Raw genomic sequence first — 15,974 nt, 5'->3', positions numbered from 1 at the left:
GCACGCTAGACGCGCGATGCGTCTAGCGCGTCCAACGGTTTAGACGGGGACCTTCTTCAGCATCTCGAGACCGACTTGCCCCGCCGCGATCTCGCGCAGCGCGATGACGGTGGGTTTGTCGCGGCTTTCGATCTTCGGCGTGTGGCCTTGCGCGAGCTGACGTGCACGATACGTCGCGGCGAGCGCCAACTCGAAACGATTCGGGATTTGCTTCAGGCAGTCTTCGACGGTAATGCGGGCCATGTTTCGAAATTCCTTCTCAATATGTTGCTCATTCTACCTTATGTGCGCAAGCACTCGCCTTCACTCGGCGTGCGGCAGATGAATGCCTAGTTCGACGAAAAGCTCGGTGTGGCGCGCGTATTGCGATGCGAAGCGCAGACGCGTCGCATCGACGACGCATTGCAGCTCGGCCAGCGCGCGCTCGAAGTGCTCGTTGATGATGACGTATTCCGATTCGGCCGCGTGCGCGATCTCGCTGCCGGCCGCGAGCAGGCGGCGCGTGATGACGTTCGGCTCGTCCTGCCCACGCTTTTTCAAACGGTCCTCCAGCGCCGCGAGCGACGGCGGCAGAATGAAGATTTCCACCGCGTTGCGAAAGCGCTTCTTCACTTGCTGCGCGCCCTGCCAATCGATCTCGAGCAGCACGTCGTGGCCGCTCTTCATCTGCTCTTCGATCCACACGCGCGACGTGGCGTAGTAATTGCCGTGCACCTCCGCGCTCTCGAGGAATTCGCCTTGGCCGTGGCGCCCGAGGAAATCGTCGACGGTCGTGAAGTGGTAATGCTGACCGTCCTGCTCGCCCGGGCGCGGCTTGCGCGTCGTGTACGAAATCGACAGACGGATGGCCGGATCGCGCGCGAGCAATGCATTGACGAGCGTCGACTTGCCCGCGCCCGAAGGCGCGACGACCATGAACAGATTGCCGGGATAGGCGCCGGCGTACGGGTTGTGCGGCGCATGACGCGCCGCGTTCGATTCGCGCGTGGACTCGGTCATGGTTGCTCTTACTCCAGGTTCTGCACTTGCTCGCGCATCTGCTCGATGAGCAGCTTGAGCGTCATCGACGAATCGGCAAGTTCCTTGGCCGCGGCTTTCGAGCCGAGCGTGTTCGCTTCGCGATTGAGTTCCTGCATCATGAAGTCGAGGCGCTTGCCGACCTTGCCGCCCTTCTCTATCACGTGACGCGTCTCGTTCAAATGCGCGGACAGCCGCGACAACTCTTCGGCGATGTCGATGCGAATGCCGTACATCGTCACTTCCTGGCGAATCCGCTCGGCGATCTCCTCGCGCGAGACGATCGTCGCCGCCGCATCGGGCGCCGCGATACCAAGCGCTTCCTGCAAACGCTCGACGATTTTTTGCTGATGCTTCGCGATGAGTTCGGGCACGAGCGGCGTGATGCGTGCGACGATCGCTTCCATTTCGGTGACGTTGCCGATCAGCATCGCCGCCAGTTGCGCGCCTTCGCGCGCGCGCACGTCGGCCAACTCCGTGATCGCCTGCTTGCCGCACGCGAGCACCGCGTCGCGCAGCGTATCGGGCGACACATTGGTTTCGGCCAGCACGCCCGGCCAACGCAAGATCTCGCCCGTGCGCATGCGCTCGCTGCCCGGAAATGCGTCGAGCACCGCGCGCTCGAGCACGGACAGTTGGGCCAGCGCGTCGCGATTGAGCGAGCCGATCGTCGCCGTCTGCTCGCTGCGCTGGAAGTTCACGCGGATGTCGACCTTGCCGCGCGAGAGCTTCGTCATCAATATTTCGCGCAGCGCCGGCTCGCACGTGCGCGCCTCCTCGGGCATACGGAAGTTCAGATCGAGAAAACGCGAATTCACGGTGCGCAGTTCGACCGATACGCTCATGGCTCCGGTACCGCCTGCGGCCGCGAGTTCGCGCGTCGCGCTCGCGTAGCCTGTCATGCTGTAAATCATCGTCCGTCTCGCGATGGTGGCCGTTGCCGGCCGGTTGTTCGAGCCGCTTCGCGCGTCGAGCCGGCGCGAAAGCGTTGAACGCGCATTATCCCATTTTTACGGCGCAGGCCCGGCGCGTGAGGCACGACGCATGCGCCGTCGCCGGGAACGGTAAAATTGCGTTTTCCCCTCCTTCGTCGCGGCCGAGGCCGCTTCCCATGCCAACCATGACCGACACCGTCCAACGCCCGAGCGGGCGCGCCGCCAACGCCCTGCGCGACGTGCGCATCACGCGCCACTACACGAAGCATGCCGAAGGCTCGGTGCTCGTCGAATTCGGCGATACGAAAGTCATCTGCACCGCGAGCGTCGCCGAACGCGTGCCCGAGTTCCTGCGCGAGCGCAACCAAGGCTGGCTCACGGCCGAATACGGCATGCTGCCGCGCGCCACGCACACGCGCAGCGATCGCGAAGCCGCGCGCGGCAAGCAGACAGGCCGCACGCAGGAAATACAGCGGCTCATCGGCCGCGCGCTGCGCGCCGTCTTCGATCTCGAGCGGCTCGGGCCGCGCACGCTGCACATCGACTGCGACGTGATCCAGGCCGACGGCGGCACGCGCACGGCGAGCATCACGGGTGCGTTCGTCGCCGCGCACGATGCCGTCTCGAAGCTAATCGCCGCCGGCCGCATCGAGGCGTCTCCGATCACCGATTACGTCGCGGCAATTTCCGTCGGTGTCTACGAAGGCGTACCCCTGCTCGATCTCGACTACGCTGAGGATTCGCGCTGCGACACCGACATGAACGTCGTCATGACGGGCGAAGGCGGCTTCGTCGAAGTGCAAGGGACGGCCGAAGGCGTACCGTTCTCGCGCAACGAAATGAACGCGTTGCTCGACCTTGCACAACAGGGCATTCGCACGCTCGTCGACTTGCAAAAGACGGCGCTCGGGGGAAACACGCAAAACGCGGCGCTGGGAGTGGGCGATGAGTGAGGCAGCCGGTGCCGGCGTGCGCCGCGATGCGTCCCCTGCTGCGCATGCGGGTGGCGATTCGTCGAGGGCCGGCGCGCCGCTCGCGCGCGTCGTGCTTGCGTCGAACAACGCCGGCAAGCTGCGTGAGTTCGCATCGTTGCTCGGGGCGGCAGGCATTGCACTCGTCGCCCAGGGTGAGCTTGGCGTTCCCGAAGCGCCAGAGCCGCACCCGACGTTCGTCGAAAACGCACTCGCAAAAGCCCGCCATGCATCGCGCCTGACGGGTTTGCCCGCGCTCGCCGACGACTCGGGGCTCTGCGTGCGCGCACTCGGCGGCGAACCCGGCGTTTATTCCGCGCGCTACGCGCAGCGGGCCGGCGGAGAAAAAAGCGACGCGGCGAACAACGCGCATCTCGTCGATCGTCTACGCGGCATGGACGATCGGCGCGGCTACTACTACTGCGTGCTCGTGCTCGTACGGCACGCCGACGATCCCGAGCCGCTCATCGCCGAAGGCCGCTGGTACGGCGAGATTCTGGATGCCCCGCGCGGCGCGAACGGTTTCGGCTACGACCCATACTTCCTCGTGCCCGAGCTGAACTCGACCGCGGCGGAACTCGACCCCGCGATCAAGAATGCACGCAGCCACCGTGCCATTGCGCTCGCCGCATTGCTGGCTCGGCTGAAGGAGGAACGATGATCGGCACTCGCGCAGGCGTCGTCCAGGCGTTCACCGCCCCCGGCGCCATCCGGCTCACGTCGCTGCCGCCGCTCGCGCTGTACGTCCATTTTCCGTGGTGCGTGCGCAAGTGTCCGTATTGCGACTTCAACTCGCACGAGTGGAAAGGTGAGCGTTTTCCCGAAGACGACTACCTCGACGCGTTGCGCGCCGATCTCGAACAGGCGCTGCCGCTCGTCTGGGGACGGCACGTGCATAGCGTATTCATCGGCGGCGGCACGCCGAGCTTGCTATCGGCGATGGGGCTCGACCGGCTGCTGTCGGACGTGCGCGCCCTGCTGCCGCTCGATGCCGATGCCGAAATCACGATGGAGGCCAACCCCGGCACGTTCGAAGCGGAGAAGTTCGCGCAGTTTCGCGCGAGCGGCGTGAATCGGCTGTCGGTCGGCATTCAAAGCTTCAACGAATCGCATTTGAAGGCGCTGGGGCGCATCCACGACTCGGGCGACGCACATCGAGCCGTCGAAATCGCGGCGCGCCATTTCGAGAACTTCAACCTCGATTTGATGTTCGCGCTGCCGCGACAAACATTGGACGAATGCCGCGCCGACATCGAAACGGCGCTCTCGTTTGCGCCGCCCCATCTGTCGCTCTATCACCTGACGCTCGAGCCCAATACGCTGTTCGCGAAGTTCCCGCCGGCGCTGCCCGACGACGACGCATCGGCCGACATGCAGGAGTGGATTCACGAGCGCACGGCTGCCGGCGGCTACGAGCGATACGAGGTTTCGGCTTATGCAAAGGCGCAGCATCAGTGCAAGCACAATTTGAACTACTGGCGTTTCGGCGACTATCTCGGCATCGGCGCCGGCGCGCATTCGAAACTGTCGTTCGCGCATCGCATCGTTCGGCAAGCGCGCTACAAGCATCCGGCGACGTTCATCGAGCAAGCGCGTGCGGGCACACCGGTACAGGAAGAACACGAGGTCTCGCCACACGATCTTCCGTTCGAGTTCATGCTCAACGCGCTGCGGCTCGTCGAAGGATTTCCCGTGCATCGTTTCGTCGAGCGCACGGGGCTCACGATGACGTCGATCGAACCCGCGCTGCAGGAGGCCGAGCGGCGCGGATTGATCGAGCGCACGCATGAAAAGATCGCGCCGACGCCGCTCGGGCAGCGTTTCTTGAACGATTTGCAAGCGCTATTCTTGAACGAACGGGAAGGCTGATCGTTGCGGCGATGCACGCCCGAACGCAGGCGGCGCCGCGTTTCGGGTTACAATCGCGCTCCTCGGAGGGCTGGCAGAGCGGTTGAATGCACCGGTCTTGAAAACCGGCAAGGCTTTACGGCCTTCGTGGGTTCGAATCCCACGCCCTCCGCCAGAAGGTCGTGCAATTCCTTGATCTCAAGCAACACTATGGCGTAACCGGCTTATCCACCCCAAAGCCGGCTATCAAGTCATCGGTGAACGACCGCACCTCGCCCGCGGCTCCGCAAGGCCGTTCCCCAGCGACTGTACCCGCCCGAAACACGCCATCACCCATCGACATTGCCGATATCTCTCAATCGAGATTCATCGTTATTTTTTACCGAAGCATTGCGTTAACGTCGATCGCTGATGGGCTTAGTCAGCTAATGAGTCGCTGTCGCCTGTCAGCAAGATAGCTCGAGTCGACATAACTGGGGTGCATAATGAATCGCTTGTTGAATATTTTCTGTATTGTAACGTTCGCGATGTTCGCAATGACTGCCGCGAAAGCTGGAGAGATTAAAATAGCCGTTGCGGGACCGTTGACCGGCCAGCAAGCCAACTACGGCAAAGATGACGAACGGGGTGTTCAACTAGCTGTAGCCGATATTAATGAGAAAAAATTTAAGATAGACGGTAACGCTGCTATTTTCATGCTGGAATCGCAAGACGATCAAGGAGATCCGAAAACCGGGGTTGCTGTTGCGCAAAAATTCGCAGACGAGGGTGTCAAGGCGGTTCTTGGTCACTACAGTTCAGGGGTGAGCATTCCTGCCTCGGCGATTTATAACGCTGCGCATATTCCAGAAGTGACGGCTTCCGCAACTAACCCCGCATTGACGAAACAAGGCTTCGCCTACGTATTTCGACTGACTGCCAATGACGAGCTGATGGGTGCAAGAGTTGCCGAGTTCGCAGTAAAGGAACTCCATCTGAAGCGCATCGCCGTTGTCGACGATCGCAGTGCTTACGGGGCCGGGGTGGCCGATATCTTTGTTAGCACCATCAAGAAGCTGGGCGCGACGGTCGCTACGCGCGAGTATACGAACGATCAGGCGACCGACTTTATCGCCATTCTGACCAAAATCAAGGCCACGCACCCGGATGGAATCCTGTTTGGTGGTTACTACGCTCAGGCGGCTGCGATTGGGCGCCAATCACGACAGATTGGGCTCTCGGTTCCGATTCTCGGCGGTGATGGAATCTGTTCTGTTGAATTGCCTAAGCTGTCTGCCGGCGCTCTGGATGGGCGTGCTTATTGCGCGCAATCAGGCACGCCGCTCAAAAGCCTAAGCGGTGGAAATGAGTTTGCTTCACGCTACGAGAAGACTTTCGGAGCGGCCCCGGACGCTTACGCACCCGCTTATTACGCAGCTACGACCATCATTGCGGAAGCGATGCACAGGGCCAATTCAAGTAATCCTCAACGCTATCTTCTGGAACTGCGAAATGGTACATTCGAAACGCTGATCGGCACCGTAAAGTTCGACAAGAACGGCGATTGGCTCAATGCCCCCGTCACGATGTACAAGGTCGAGGGCAATGAACTAAATGCGCTCAAGTAGCGGCTCATCGCTTTCGACAATGGCCTCAGGGCGATAATTGGCCAGTTCGTGGCGCAAATGTGCTTTAAGCATTTGCGCCGCTTCATTGGCAGGCCTTCCTTGAAAGAATGCGAGCTCCGTGTCAGGGATCGAGGGAAGCTCCGGATCGTCAAGCACAGTCAGGTTCGACCCAACGGTACTTTCGGCGAGAACCGTGACGCCGATCCCAGCCTGAACGGCCGCCTGGACGCCACCCAAGCTGGTGCTCGTATAGACGATGCTCCACGGTTTCGGATACGTACGCATCGCACGCAGTACCAGAGGCCGATAAACGCAGCCATGCGGAAACATCACCAACGGCAACGCTTCCTCAATGCCAGGCTCGTCGCGACCATCCACCCAAACCAATCGCTCACGCCAGATCAGTTCGCCCTCCTCTGAATTCGCTGTGCGCCGCGCAAGCACGAGGTCGAGGTCGCCGTCGCCCAGTGCTTTCATCAACTCGGCAGTGAGCGCCGCCCGCACGTCGAGTCTCACGCCAGGATAGCTTTTCGAAAAGCGCTTCAAAGCCCTGGGTAACAACAACGTGGCGAAGTCCTCCAGAATGCCGAGCCGAAGGTCTCCCGTGATCACGGGAGCACGCATGCGCCCGACGGCTTCATCGTGAAGCTCGACTATCTTTTCCGCGTACGCACGAAAGACCTCCCCCTCCTCCGATAACCCGGTACCTCGTGCCTTTCGATGGAACAAGGTTTGGCCCGTTACCTCCTCGAGACGGCGAACGTGCAGGCTCACTGTCGACTGGGTTTTGTTCAGATGTGTCGCCGCCCGGGTAAATCCACCGTCGCGCACGATCGCCAAAAACGTTCTCAACAGATCGATATCGAGGTCCATCTCACACATCCGTAATTTCGATGGGTAACTATCGAAAAATCTCATTTTTAAATTCTTATGCTCACAACTATGCTTTGATCTAGCACAAATCAGTATCCTCGATCGAATATGACTTTGCAAGGTGATTTTTAGATGGCTCGACAACTCGCTGACCCTGCGGTGCGCCTCTCCAGGATTTCTCGGGTGCAACTGGCTCACGTTCCCACACCACTAGAACCATTGGATCGGCTTTCGGCATACCTGGGCGGCCCACGCCTATGGATCAAGCGCGACGATTGCACCGGACTGGCGACAGGCGGCAATAAAGCGCGAAAACTGGAGCCCATCTTCGCCGAGGCGCGCGAGCAGCGAGCGGACACGATTATCAGCGCGGGGGCCATTCAATCGAACCACGCACGCCAAGTTGCCGCGGCATGTGCCAAACAAGGACTTGCTTGCGTACTCGTGCTCACCGACTCGGTGGGCGGCCAGCCTGAGGACTACCGCGAGAAAGGCAATATTTCTCTAATGAAATTGCTGGGCGCTGAGATCCAAATCATCTCTGGATCTCAGGAAAGCGCGCCTGTGATGGAAAGGATCGCGCGCGATCTCGCGATGCAGGGGCACCGCCCGTACATCATTCCGGTCGGGGGTACGACCGCCCTCGGGGTTCTGGCTTACGCCGAGGCCTTTCTGGAGCTATCCGAGCAACTCCGATCAAACAATCAGACGGCGGACGCGATCGTGTTGGCGACGGGAACCGGCGGAACGCAAGCCGGCCTCCTCATTGGCGCGGCGCTCGACGACTGGCAAGGACAGATCTTCGGTATGAGCGTTGGCGCCAGCAAGGCTCGCGCAACGAATCGTGTGAATGCAGCGCTTGCCGCAGGAAAAGAGGCGCTCCAACTGGACGACGCCTCGATCTCTACGCCCTCGATACACGTGAGCGATGCCTTCGTCGGTCCGGGGTACGGACTACCGAGTCAGGACTGCCTCGAAGCGATCCATTTGCTTGCCAGGCACGAGGGCATTCTGCTCGATCCAACCTATACCGGCAAAGCGATGGCTGGCCTGATCGCTACGTTGCGGTATCACGCGTTGCTGTCGAACATGAAGAACGTCGTGTTCTGGCATACCGGCGGCAACGCCTCGCTCGACGCGTATCCATGCGTGTCTCGAGCCACGATCTGAGTGCTCCCTACCACTTCATCCATTACCCAACCATGACAGCCGCACAGGAAAGAATCGTTACAAGCCGCCGGGGCACCCTGAATCACATTCGCTTGACCGTTACGGATATCGACCGGGCTCGCACGTTCTACGATCCGCTTTTAGGCTCAATGGGGTACGAGCAAGTCGAAAGCAACGATACCCGCGTCGCGTGGGCAGGATGGGCGTTCGAGGGCAGCGTTCTTCAGTGGTTCATCATCAGTGCGGCATCGCCCGAAAACCTCGGGCGAACACATGATCGCTATGCAGCGGGGTTCCATCATCTTGCGTGGAATGCGGACAGCCGCGAACAGGTCGACGCATTTCACGCGTTACTGCTCGAAACCGGTGCGACCGTACTAGACGCACCCGCGGAATATAACTACGAACCCGGCTATTACGCGGTTTTTTTTGCGGATCCCGATGGCATGAAACTCGAACTCGTTCACGTGCCCGAGGCCGGAAGCGCGGCGTACTGGGAAGCTTACAAGTCGCGTAATCGGCATGCGGCGGGAGACATATAGGGGAACCCTTGCTTTGATGCCTGCTCGACACGCTTGCGCAACCGGCGTTTGTATTATCGGAATCGATGCCGCGTGAACTCGTCGACCGGTGTCACCTCGGCGCTCGATTGCAAGTACGAGCAGCCGGCGGCCATCAGCGCGGCCATACCTGATGCAACGACGGCAGCACGGCAGCGTTTGAGCATGAGACTCCCTCTGGACGGACATAGCCGCGATGGGTCGAATCGCACACGACCTGGTTCTTGCCCAGCATGGGAAGTGCCACCCCCGCGAACCGGTCCGATTCTGCGCCGGTACTCCCGCAATTGACCCCGCACGCGCGACCATCGCCTTCCGCGTCCGTTTCCCCGGCCGGCGTGACGTCGTCGATGCATGCGACGTCACGCGCACGCGGCGGTCGCTCACAAGGAGAACAACGTCATGACCGATCCTGTCGTACACGTGACGAATCACGCAAGCCACAAGGTGTGCATCGCGCACGATCCGAACTGGGACGATCAAGTGCTGCTCGTCGATGGGCGCGCGGCCAAGCGCACGCGCTGCCTGGCGCCGGGCGCGCAGGCCGACGTCGGCATTCGGCTCGGCGCCGATACGGAGCCCGAGGAATACCTCATCGGCGTGATCTTTGCCGATGGAAAGGATTTCGACTACGGCAAGGCAGGTGCGTACCAAACGACGATCGGACATCATCCGGACACGGGCCTGCTTGCCGTGACCGATGAACACACGATCCGCGCACCGTCCGTGCAGTATTCGACCGGCAATCAGACGCAATGGTCGATGGACATGACGTTCGTCGACTCGGATTCGTAAAGCCGCTCGCTCGACTGCCGAAGACCGGAGCGCAGCTTTACCCCCGGATCTTCGGCCGTCCAATCGCTCCGAAACGCGCCATTCGTCGCGGATCTCTTTGATAAATCCAATCGCTCTTTATTTTATTTAATTATCAATCACCAAAGCACCGCGACTCATTTACAATTAATTTAACGATTGCACAAACCCCAATCAGTCGATGACGCAAATCGAGTACCGATAGCCCTCTGGCGACAGCATAACGCCCATCGTTCATTACTCGACTATCGATTAGGCAATCAATGATTAATTCAAGAAAAGCTTACCGAACAATTAACGGCTTTACAAAATAGTCAATCAATGCTTTTCTCCTTATATGTGATCGCGCCATGCGATCGCCGGCGGAGCAGAACAAAACGCACGCTTTGCCGAATCGCATAGGGAGTTCGTTATGCGAAATCGTCGCTTGTCGGCGGCTCTGCTTGGGTCGCTTGCCATCGGGGTCGGGGCCCTCTCAACGCTTGCCCGCGCTCGACCGAATGCGCTCTTCAGGCCATCAGCGGACATTGGCGCGCTATCGCCAGCCCTAGGATCGCCCCAGCGTCAGGCGGCCGAAGCCGGCTTGGCGAGACTGACCAAGCGTTTATCCGCATCGGCGTCCGCCCTTCACGTTCAGGCAAATCGAGTTTTCGACACGACCGGTCAGCGAGGGCTCGGCAAAGCGACGATCGGTGATGGGTTCGAAACCTATCTCGTCGATCCGCAAGCGCTGCTCTCGGGCAAGCCACTCGATCAGAGTCTTTACGGCAGCGGCGAATGGCGGTTCGTCGTCATGGCGAACGGCAAGGGCATCGGGCTCATCACCGTTGCCCGCATGAGCGGCGCATGGACCATGGTCGAAGCCGGCGCAAGCGAATTAGCGGGCGAAATTACGGCGGTCGCCACGCAGTACGCGCAGCAAGCGCCGGCGGCGCAACTGCGCTTCGTCCGCAGTCAACAAGCCGTCGCCGATTTCATCGAGGTCCGGTCCGCAAGCACGGCAGGCACGACGAACTCACCCGTCTACGTTCCGCTCGCCAGCGCACGCGCGGCACTCGCGCCGCGCGAGGCCAGCCCCCTCATGCCAGGATCCGCCCTCTCCGATGCCCAACTCGACGACGCCTTGAGGCAACGCGTGCAGCGCGGAATGCGCGACCTCAGATTCGGTCATTAGGAGTCCGGCCGTGAACACCCATCTCGCCGCTCGCCTGCTAGGCAGGCTCATCGTCGCCGCGACACCCGCGTTCGTCGCCGTACACGCGCAGCAGATCGACGTCCCTCAGGTCACACAGCAACACAGCGAATGGTGCTGGGCCGCCGACGCGAACGCCGTGCTCAGCTATCGCGGCGTGACGAGTACGCAATGCGGCATTGCAAACTGGGTCGACTCGATCGGGTACGCCTGCGAAAACGCTCCGTTCGACTGGGACGACGCGGCCAACTCGCCGAACGCCATCACCGGCACGACCGGCATCAGCGGCATCCTTTGGTCGCTAGGACGGCGCGATTCGCACTACTACGATGGTCCGCTGGCGTTCGACTACACCATTGCGAGCGTCAACCAGGGCGATCCGGTCGTCGTCCTCTGGACATGGCCCGACGGCGGCGGCCACTTCGTCGTCATCAACGGCTACGATGCCGCCGAAAACGCGCTCTACTTCATGAATCCGTGGCCCGGCGAGGGGTCGGGGTACGGCGACTACGATTGGATGCTCAACGGCTCCGGCAACATGGGCACCCACACATGGGCCGAATCGCTCGTCGTTTATTGACAGGGCCGTCTTGCTGCCTGCCACCGCCCGCGACGCCCGAGCGGCCCATTTCTGCAATGGGTGCAGACATGCCCACGTACCATCGCCCGCACTAACCCGCGCTGTGTGCATGCGCACGATCGCCGTGCGAATCGAGATGCGCGCACGCGCGTCGTTGACTACGCTGAAGGCATATCGCCTCGCGCTCGACCTAGCGCACCAGTCATCAATCACACCAACTCGATCCGCTATGAAACACGATCTCGTGCGCCGCCCCGCTTTACGCGCCTGCGGGCTGACCGGCATAGCCGCACTCGGCGCATTGCTCGTCGCATCGGCCTGCACGTTCACGCCTCCAACGCGCCCCACCGCGGCCACGCTGCCGCCCCCGGCCGCAGTCAACAGCGCGACACTCGATCAATACCGCGTAGCGATCGCGCGCCGAATCGTCGAACGCAGCCCGTCGTATGTCGAGCATCAGGCGCCGCAGGCGATGCTGCGCTCGCTCGTCGTCGTCGCGTTCACCGTCGATCGCAACGGCAACGTCGTCCGCTCGGCCGTCTATCGCACGAACGGCGACGACGGCGCCGAAGCGACCGCGTTGGCGGCGCTGCGCCGAGCGGCACCGTTGCCCCCGCCGCCGCCCAAGTTGCTCAACGGCATCGGTCAAGTCGAAATGATGGAAGACTGGCTGTTCAACGACGACGGCAAATTCCAATTGCGCGAATTCGCGGCACCGCAGGCGCTGACGTTCGATTGACGCAACGCCATACTGCTTCGTGCCCCCGCTTTATGCTTCGCTTCGTGTCCGCTTCGTGCGTTGCCGCTCATCGCGCACGCTCGTTATAATTTTCCGCACCGCGCAGCCGGACCTTCCGGCGACGTTCGCGCCGCCCCGCCTACCCGGCGGGACGCCAGCGAGCCCGACGCCGCTTCGTCCGCGCCATTCACGCGCCGCGCTCGTCGAATCGCATTCCCGCTTTTTCGCGTAGTTCGCACGGCCGGCACGCGATGTCGTGTACGCTTGCCGCGCAACGGCGCCGTTGCGTCTTGACAAATGCGGTCCTCGCCGACGCTTGCGCGCGGCCATGCGGCCGTTACAACCATCGGAGACCCTCTATGTCCGCTTCGCCGTCATCGCCTTCCGTGACCGCCGCGTCCGACACGGCGAACGTATCGAGCCGTGCTCGCGTCATCTTCGCCAGCTTCATCGGCACGGCGATCGAGTTCTACGACTTCTACGTCTATGCCACTGCCGCCGCGCTCGTCATCGGCCCGGTGTTCTTTCCGCACGGATCGGCAACGGCGCAAGCACTGTCGGCCTTCGTCACGTTCGGCATCGCCTTCGTCGCGCGGCCGATCGGTTCGTTCTTGTTCGGCCACTTCGGCGATCGCATCGGCCGCAAATCCACGCTCGTCGCCTCGCTGCTCGTCATGGGGTTGTCGACGATGCTGATCGGCTTCCTGCCCGGCTATGACACGCTGGGCTCGTGGGCGCCCATCCTGCTCTGCATCTTGCGCTTCGGCCAAGGTATCGGCCTCGGCGGCGAATGGGGCGGCGCCGCGCTGCTCGCGACCGAGAATGCGCCCGCGGGCCGCCGCGGCTGGTTCGGCATGTTCCCGCAACTCGGGCCGTCGGTCGGCTTCTTGGCTTCGAACGGCTTGTTCTTCGCGCTCGCGCTCGGGCTCTCGGACGCGCAGTTTCGTTCGTGGGGATGGCGCGTGCCGTTCATCGCGAGCGCCGTACTCGTCGTGCTCGGCTTGTACGTGCGCCTGAAGATTGCCGAAACGCCGGCGTTCCGCGCCGCCATCGAGCGCGCCGAACGCGTGCGTGTGCCGCTCGCCTCGCTGATCGCGCATCACGGCCGCGCAACGATCGCAGGCTCGTTGGCCATGGTCGTCTGCTACACACTTTTTTACATCTCGGCCGTGTTCACGCTCTCGTACGGCGTCTCGACGCTGCACTTCTCGCGCCAAAGCTTCCTCGCCATGCTGTGCTTCGCCGTGCTGTTCATGGCGCTGGCCACGCCGCTCGCCGCTTGGGCAAGCGACCGCTTCGGACGCCGTCCCGTGCTGATCGCCGGCACCCTTGGAGCCGTCGCATCGGGCTTCGCGATGGCGCCGCTCGTCGGCAGCGGTTCGCCCGTGCTCGTCACCCTGTTCCTGACGCTGGAACTGTTCCTGATGGGCGTCACGTTCGCACCGATGGGCGCGTTGCTGCCCGAACTGTTCCCGACCCCCGTGCGGTACACCGGCGCGGGCGTCGCCTACAACTTGGGCGGCATTCTCGGCGCATCGGTCGCGCCGTACATTGCGCAGATGCTCGCGGCACGCGGCGGGCTGGCTTGGGTCGGCGCCTACGTGTCGGCCGCGGCGGCCGTGAGTCTCATCGCGGTCGTCGCGATGCGCGAGACGCGCGACGTGCGGTTGTCCTAAGCCATCATCGCTCACGCCGCTCGCGCGGCGATCGCACGTCCGACGTTACCCGGACGAGCCGCGCGCTCGGCGTCATTTCCTCCGCCTCGGCACGCCCAACGCGCCCAATACCTCTCGCGCGCCGCGCCGCCGCGATGCGCGCGAGCAGCAGCATGGCCCCCACGCCGGCCAAGTCGCCGAATAGTCGCGCGGGCCCATTCGTCTCAACATGCGCGAGACGGATCCCCGTATCGCCGACGATCGACACGACCGTGCCGCCGACGAAACAAACGAGCCCTTGTTTTCCGACCGTCACGACCGCGGGCAAGCGTTCGGCCAGCGTTCGCAACCAGCCGAGCCGCGCAGCTTGCGCGCACAGCCAGGCGAGCGAGAGAAAGCTCACGACGCGCACGCTCGCGAGATTCTGCTTCATATAGCCCGGCGATGGATGGCTGTCGATGCAGACCTTGACGAACATAAACGCCAGCGCCACCGCGAACGCCGCGCCGGTGAGCGCGTGGCCCACCCTCGACGTTTGCATCTGCGTAGGCACGGGATGGAGACGGCACAGCACGCCGAGCATGAACAGCAGTTGCCAGGCGAACGGATTGAACGACCAATCCGCGACGCCCGGCAGGCTCGCCGCAAGCCACGGGGCACCGAGCCATACGGCGAGGCTGCCCGCAAACAAGGCAACAGGCATGCGCCGCCCGAGCGGAACGACGAACGAAACGCTCAACGCATACAGCAGGTACATCGGCAGCACGGCCGACAGAAACGGCTGCCGACGCAGCAGCGCGATGTCGACGATCCCTTGCGCGGGCGCATGCGCAAACCCGGGCCAGCCCGTTTCCGCGACCAGCGGCGAGGCGATCGGCAACGATGCGGCAACGGCGCCGCAGCCGAGCATCAGCGCCGCCGTCAACCCATAAGCGCGATAGATCTCCCACGCACGCCGAAAGAAACGGCTTCGCGCCGCCGGCGCGCCGTGACGCGCCGCAATGCTCGAATAGCCCGCGGCCGACGCATAGCCCCCGAGGAAGACGAACACCTCCGCGGCGTCGCAATACGCGTAGTTGTGCAGCGTCGCGTGCGACAACACGCCCACGGTAATGTGATCGATGGCGATCACGATCAGCACGATGCCGCGCAACAGATCGACCTCGATCGATCGTCCAGCGGACGAATTCATTGACAGCCCCCTTGTTTTCGCAGCCTCAGACGCGTCCGCGCGCCTGCACCAGCCCTTCGCGGTTGGTGTGCGCCCGCTGCTAAAAATTCCTTGCTCGAGCGATTTTCGATAGAGGATCGAATCGACGCCGTGCGATGGGCATGGTGCGAGCGACGCTCGAGCGACACTCGAGCGGCGCGGTTTGTGCGAGGTACGGGTTTGCACGCGAGGAAAGCATCGGGATTTTTCCTGGCTTGTCCGCGCAAAGCACGCGCCTATACTGGCCTTGACGCATCGATTCGCGTCGCTTTTTTGCACATTCAGCGTGGGAGGAGACGATGGACATCCGCATCGACAATGCCGACATCGTGGCGATCCTCGCGCTCGCCTTGCTCCTTGCGCTATTGCTTGCAGTTCGCTTTCGTCCGAAGACGTGGTATGCGATCGTCGCCGAAGCCTTGTTGGCGAACGCTGCGGCGTTCGCCGCCGTCATTGCGGTCGAAGCCTTGCTGGCATGAGCCTGATCCGGCCCCGCGGCAAAGCTCAACGGTCGTAATAATAGCCATGGTGGTAGCCGCCGTAATACCCGTAGTAGCCGGGCGCGGGGGCAATCACGCAGCCGCCGAGCAGCAAGGCCACTAACGCGCCTGCGATCATAAGTGCTGTCGAGCGTTTCATTTCGTTCTCCCTAACGTCGCTGTTCATGATTCGACGGCATGTCGAATGAGTGAGATTGAACCGCACGCCGGGCACCTGCATCGTTGCAATTTGTAAGCATCGTGCGGCCCGCATTACAACGAATTCCGCGCGCTTGCCCCGTCCCCTTTGCGGCACGGTCGCGCC

At 62.3% G+C, this 15,974-nt stretch carries 19 protein-coding genes and 1 tRNA gene; 13 read left to right on the top strand and 7 right to left on the bottom strand.

Annotation, left to right across the window (positions count from 1 at the left end; all coding sequences use genetic code 11):
* Window positions 1-39: 39 nt before the first annotated feature.
* Genes rpoZ through J3485_RS05665 form a run of 3 tightly spaced genes read right to left on the bottom strand, consistent with a single transcriptional unit; the run spans window position 40 to window position 1,931 of the window.
* Window positions 40-243, bottom strand: a complete 204-nt coding sequence (gene rpoZ / locus J3485_RS05675; RefSeq protein ID WP_206951565.1) for a DNA-directed RNA polymerase subunit omega — start codon at window positions 241-243, stop codon at window positions 40-42.
* 60 nt (window positions 244-303) lie between these two features.
* The gene (gene gmk / locus J3485_RS05670; RefSeq protein WP_206951564.1) at window positions 304-999 is read right to left on the bottom strand and encodes a guanylate kinase; all 696 of its coding nucleotides are present in this window, start codon (window positions 997-999) and stop codon (window positions 304-306) included.
* A gap of 8 nt (window positions 1,000-1,007) precedes the next feature.
* A complete protein-coding gene (locus J3485_RS05665) occupies window positions 1,008-1,931 on the bottom strand; it encodes a YicC/YloC family endoribonuclease (protein ID WP_206951563.1) in 924 nt (307 codons plus the stop codon).
* A 206-nt stretch (window positions 1,932-2,137) separates the two neighbouring features.
* Here J3485_RS05665 and rph point away from each other — a divergent pair, with 206 nt between their 5' ends.
* The 5 genes from rph (at window position 2,138) to J3485_RS05640 (ending at window position 6,378) form a co-directional block, all read left to right on the top strand.
* A complete protein-coding gene (gene rph / locus J3485_RS05660; protein WP_206955665.1) occupies window positions 2,138-2,905 on the top strand; it encodes a ribonuclease PH in 768 nt (255 codons plus the stop codon).
* A complete protein-coding gene (gene rdgB, locus J3485_RS05655; RefSeq protein WP_206951562.1) occupies window positions 2,898-3,584 on the top strand; it encodes an RdgB/HAM1 family non-canonical purine NTP pyrophosphatase in 687 nt (228 codons plus the stop codon). The genes rph and rdgB overlap by 8 nt, the downstream gene beginning before the upstream one ends.
* The gene (hemW, locus tag J3485_RS05650) at window positions 3,581-4,792 is read left to right on the top strand and encodes a radical SAM family heme chaperone HemW (RefSeq protein ID WP_206951561.1); all 1,212 of its coding nucleotides are present in this window, start codon (window positions 3,581-3,583) and stop codon (window positions 4,790-4,792) included. Before rdgB ends, hemW begins: the two co-directional genes overlap by 4 nt.
* A 64-nt stretch (window positions 4,793-4,856) precedes the next feature.
* A tRNA-Ser gene (locus tag J3485_RS05645) sits at window positions 4,857-4,946 on the top strand.
* A gap of 310 nt (window positions 4,947-5,256) precedes the next feature.
* The gene (locus tag J3485_RS05640; RefSeq protein ID WP_206951560.1) at window positions 5,257-6,378 is read left to right on the top strand and encodes a branched-chain amino acid ABC transporter substrate-binding protein; all 1,122 of its coding nucleotides are present in this window, start codon (window positions 5,257-5,259) and stop codon (window positions 6,376-6,378) included.
* Here the strand turns inward: J3485_RS05640 and J3485_RS05635 are convergent.
* Window positions 6,361-7,251, bottom strand: a complete 891-nt coding sequence (locus J3485_RS05635) for a LysR substrate-binding domain-containing protein (RefSeq protein WP_206951559.1) — start codon at window positions 7,249-7,251, stop codon at window positions 6,361-6,363. The genes J3485_RS05640 and J3485_RS05635 overlap by 18 nt on opposite strands.
* A gap of 132 nt (window positions 7,252-7,383) precedes the next feature.
* Between J3485_RS05635 and J3485_RS05630 the strand changes: the two genes are divergently transcribed.
* Together J3485_RS05630 and J3485_RS05625 are read left to right on the top strand one after the other, a co-directional pair.
* Entirely contained in the window at window positions 7,384-8,421 is a 1,038-nt protein-coding gene (locus J3485_RS05630) for a D-cysteine desulfhydrase family protein (RefSeq protein ID WP_206951558.1), read from the top strand.
* On the top strand, window positions 8,397-8,963 hold the full coding sequence (locus J3485_RS05625; protein ID WP_206951557.1) for a VOC family protein: 567 nt from the start codon (window positions 8,397-8,399) through the stop codon (window positions 8,961-8,963). The genes J3485_RS05630 and J3485_RS05625 overlap by 25 nt, the downstream gene beginning before the upstream one ends.
* A gap of 53 nt (window positions 8,964-9,016) precedes the next feature.
* Here J3485_RS05625 and J3485_RS29235 read toward each other — a convergent pair whose 3' ends face one another.
* Window positions 9,017-9,148: a hypothetical protein gene (locus tag J3485_RS29235; protein WP_277991592.1), complete on the bottom strand. Its 132-nt coding sequence runs from the start codon at window positions 9,146-9,148 to the stop codon at window positions 9,017-9,019.
* Window positions 9,149-9,383: 235 nt separating this feature from the next.
* Here J3485_RS29235 and J3485_RS05620 point away from each other — a divergent pair, with 235 nt between their 5' ends.
* The 5 genes from J3485_RS05620 to J3485_RS05600 all read left to right on the top strand — a co-directional run bounded on the left by J3485_RS05620 (window position 9,384) and on the right by J3485_RS05600 (window position 13,981).
* Window positions 9,384-9,776, top strand: coding sequence for a hypothetical protein (locus J3485_RS05620; protein WP_206951556.1), 393 nt, complete (start codon window positions 9,384-9,386; stop codon window positions 9,774-9,776).
* A 601-nt stretch (window positions 9,777-10,377) separates the two neighbouring features.
* Window positions 10,378-10,968, top strand: a complete 591-nt coding sequence (locus J3485_RS05615) for a hypothetical protein (RefSeq protein WP_206951555.1) — start codon at window positions 10,378-10,380, stop codon at window positions 10,966-10,968.
* Between the two features lie 10 nt (window positions 10,969-10,978).
* Window positions 10,979-11,566: a C39 family peptidase gene (locus tag J3485_RS05610; protein WP_206951554.1), complete on the top strand. Its 588-nt coding sequence runs from the start codon at window positions 10,979-10,981 to the stop codon at window positions 11,564-11,566.
* Window positions 11,567-11,795: 229 nt separating this feature from the next.
* Window positions 11,796-12,305: a TonB family protein gene (locus J3485_RS05605; RefSeq protein ID WP_206951553.1), complete on the top strand. Its 510-nt coding sequence runs from the start codon at window positions 11,796-11,798 to the stop codon at window positions 12,303-12,305.
* A gap of 359 nt (window positions 12,306-12,664) precedes the next feature.
* Window positions 12,665-13,981, top strand: coding sequence for an MFS transporter (locus J3485_RS05600; protein WP_206951552.1), 1,317 nt, complete (start codon window positions 12,665-12,667; stop codon window positions 13,979-13,981).
* 4 nt (window positions 13,982-13,985) lie between these two features.
* Here J3485_RS05600 and J3485_RS05595 read toward each other — a convergent pair whose 3' ends face one another.
* The gene (locus J3485_RS05595) at window positions 13,986-15,152 is read right to left on the bottom strand and encodes an OpgC domain-containing protein (RefSeq protein WP_206951551.1); all 1,167 of its coding nucleotides are present in this window, start codon (window positions 15,150-15,152) and stop codon (window positions 13,986-13,988) included.
* Between the two features lie 317 nt (window positions 15,153-15,469).
* Between J3485_RS05595 and J3485_RS05590 the strand changes: the two genes are divergently transcribed.
* A complete protein-coding gene (locus tag J3485_RS05590) occupies window positions 15,470-15,649 on the top strand; it encodes a hypothetical protein (RefSeq protein WP_206951550.1) in 180 nt (59 codons plus the stop codon).
* Between the two features lie 25 nt (window positions 15,650-15,674).
* On the opposite strand, the gene J3485_RS29230 is transcribed toward J3485_RS05590, so the two are convergent.
* A complete protein-coding gene (locus J3485_RS29230; RefSeq protein ID WP_277991591.1) occupies window positions 15,675-15,809 on the bottom strand; it encodes a hypothetical protein in 135 nt (44 codons plus the stop codon).
* Between the last annotated feature and the right edge of the window lie 165 nt (window positions 15,810-15,974).

The sequence above is a fragment of the Trinickia acidisoli genome (assembly GCF_017315725.1).
GTDB lineage: Bacteria > Pseudomonadota > Gammaproteobacteria > Burkholderiales > Burkholderiaceae > Trinickia > Trinickia acidisoli.
The sequence above is the reverse complement of the archived record's forward strand: the minus strand, read 5'-3'. Positions and strand labels throughout refer to the sequence as shown.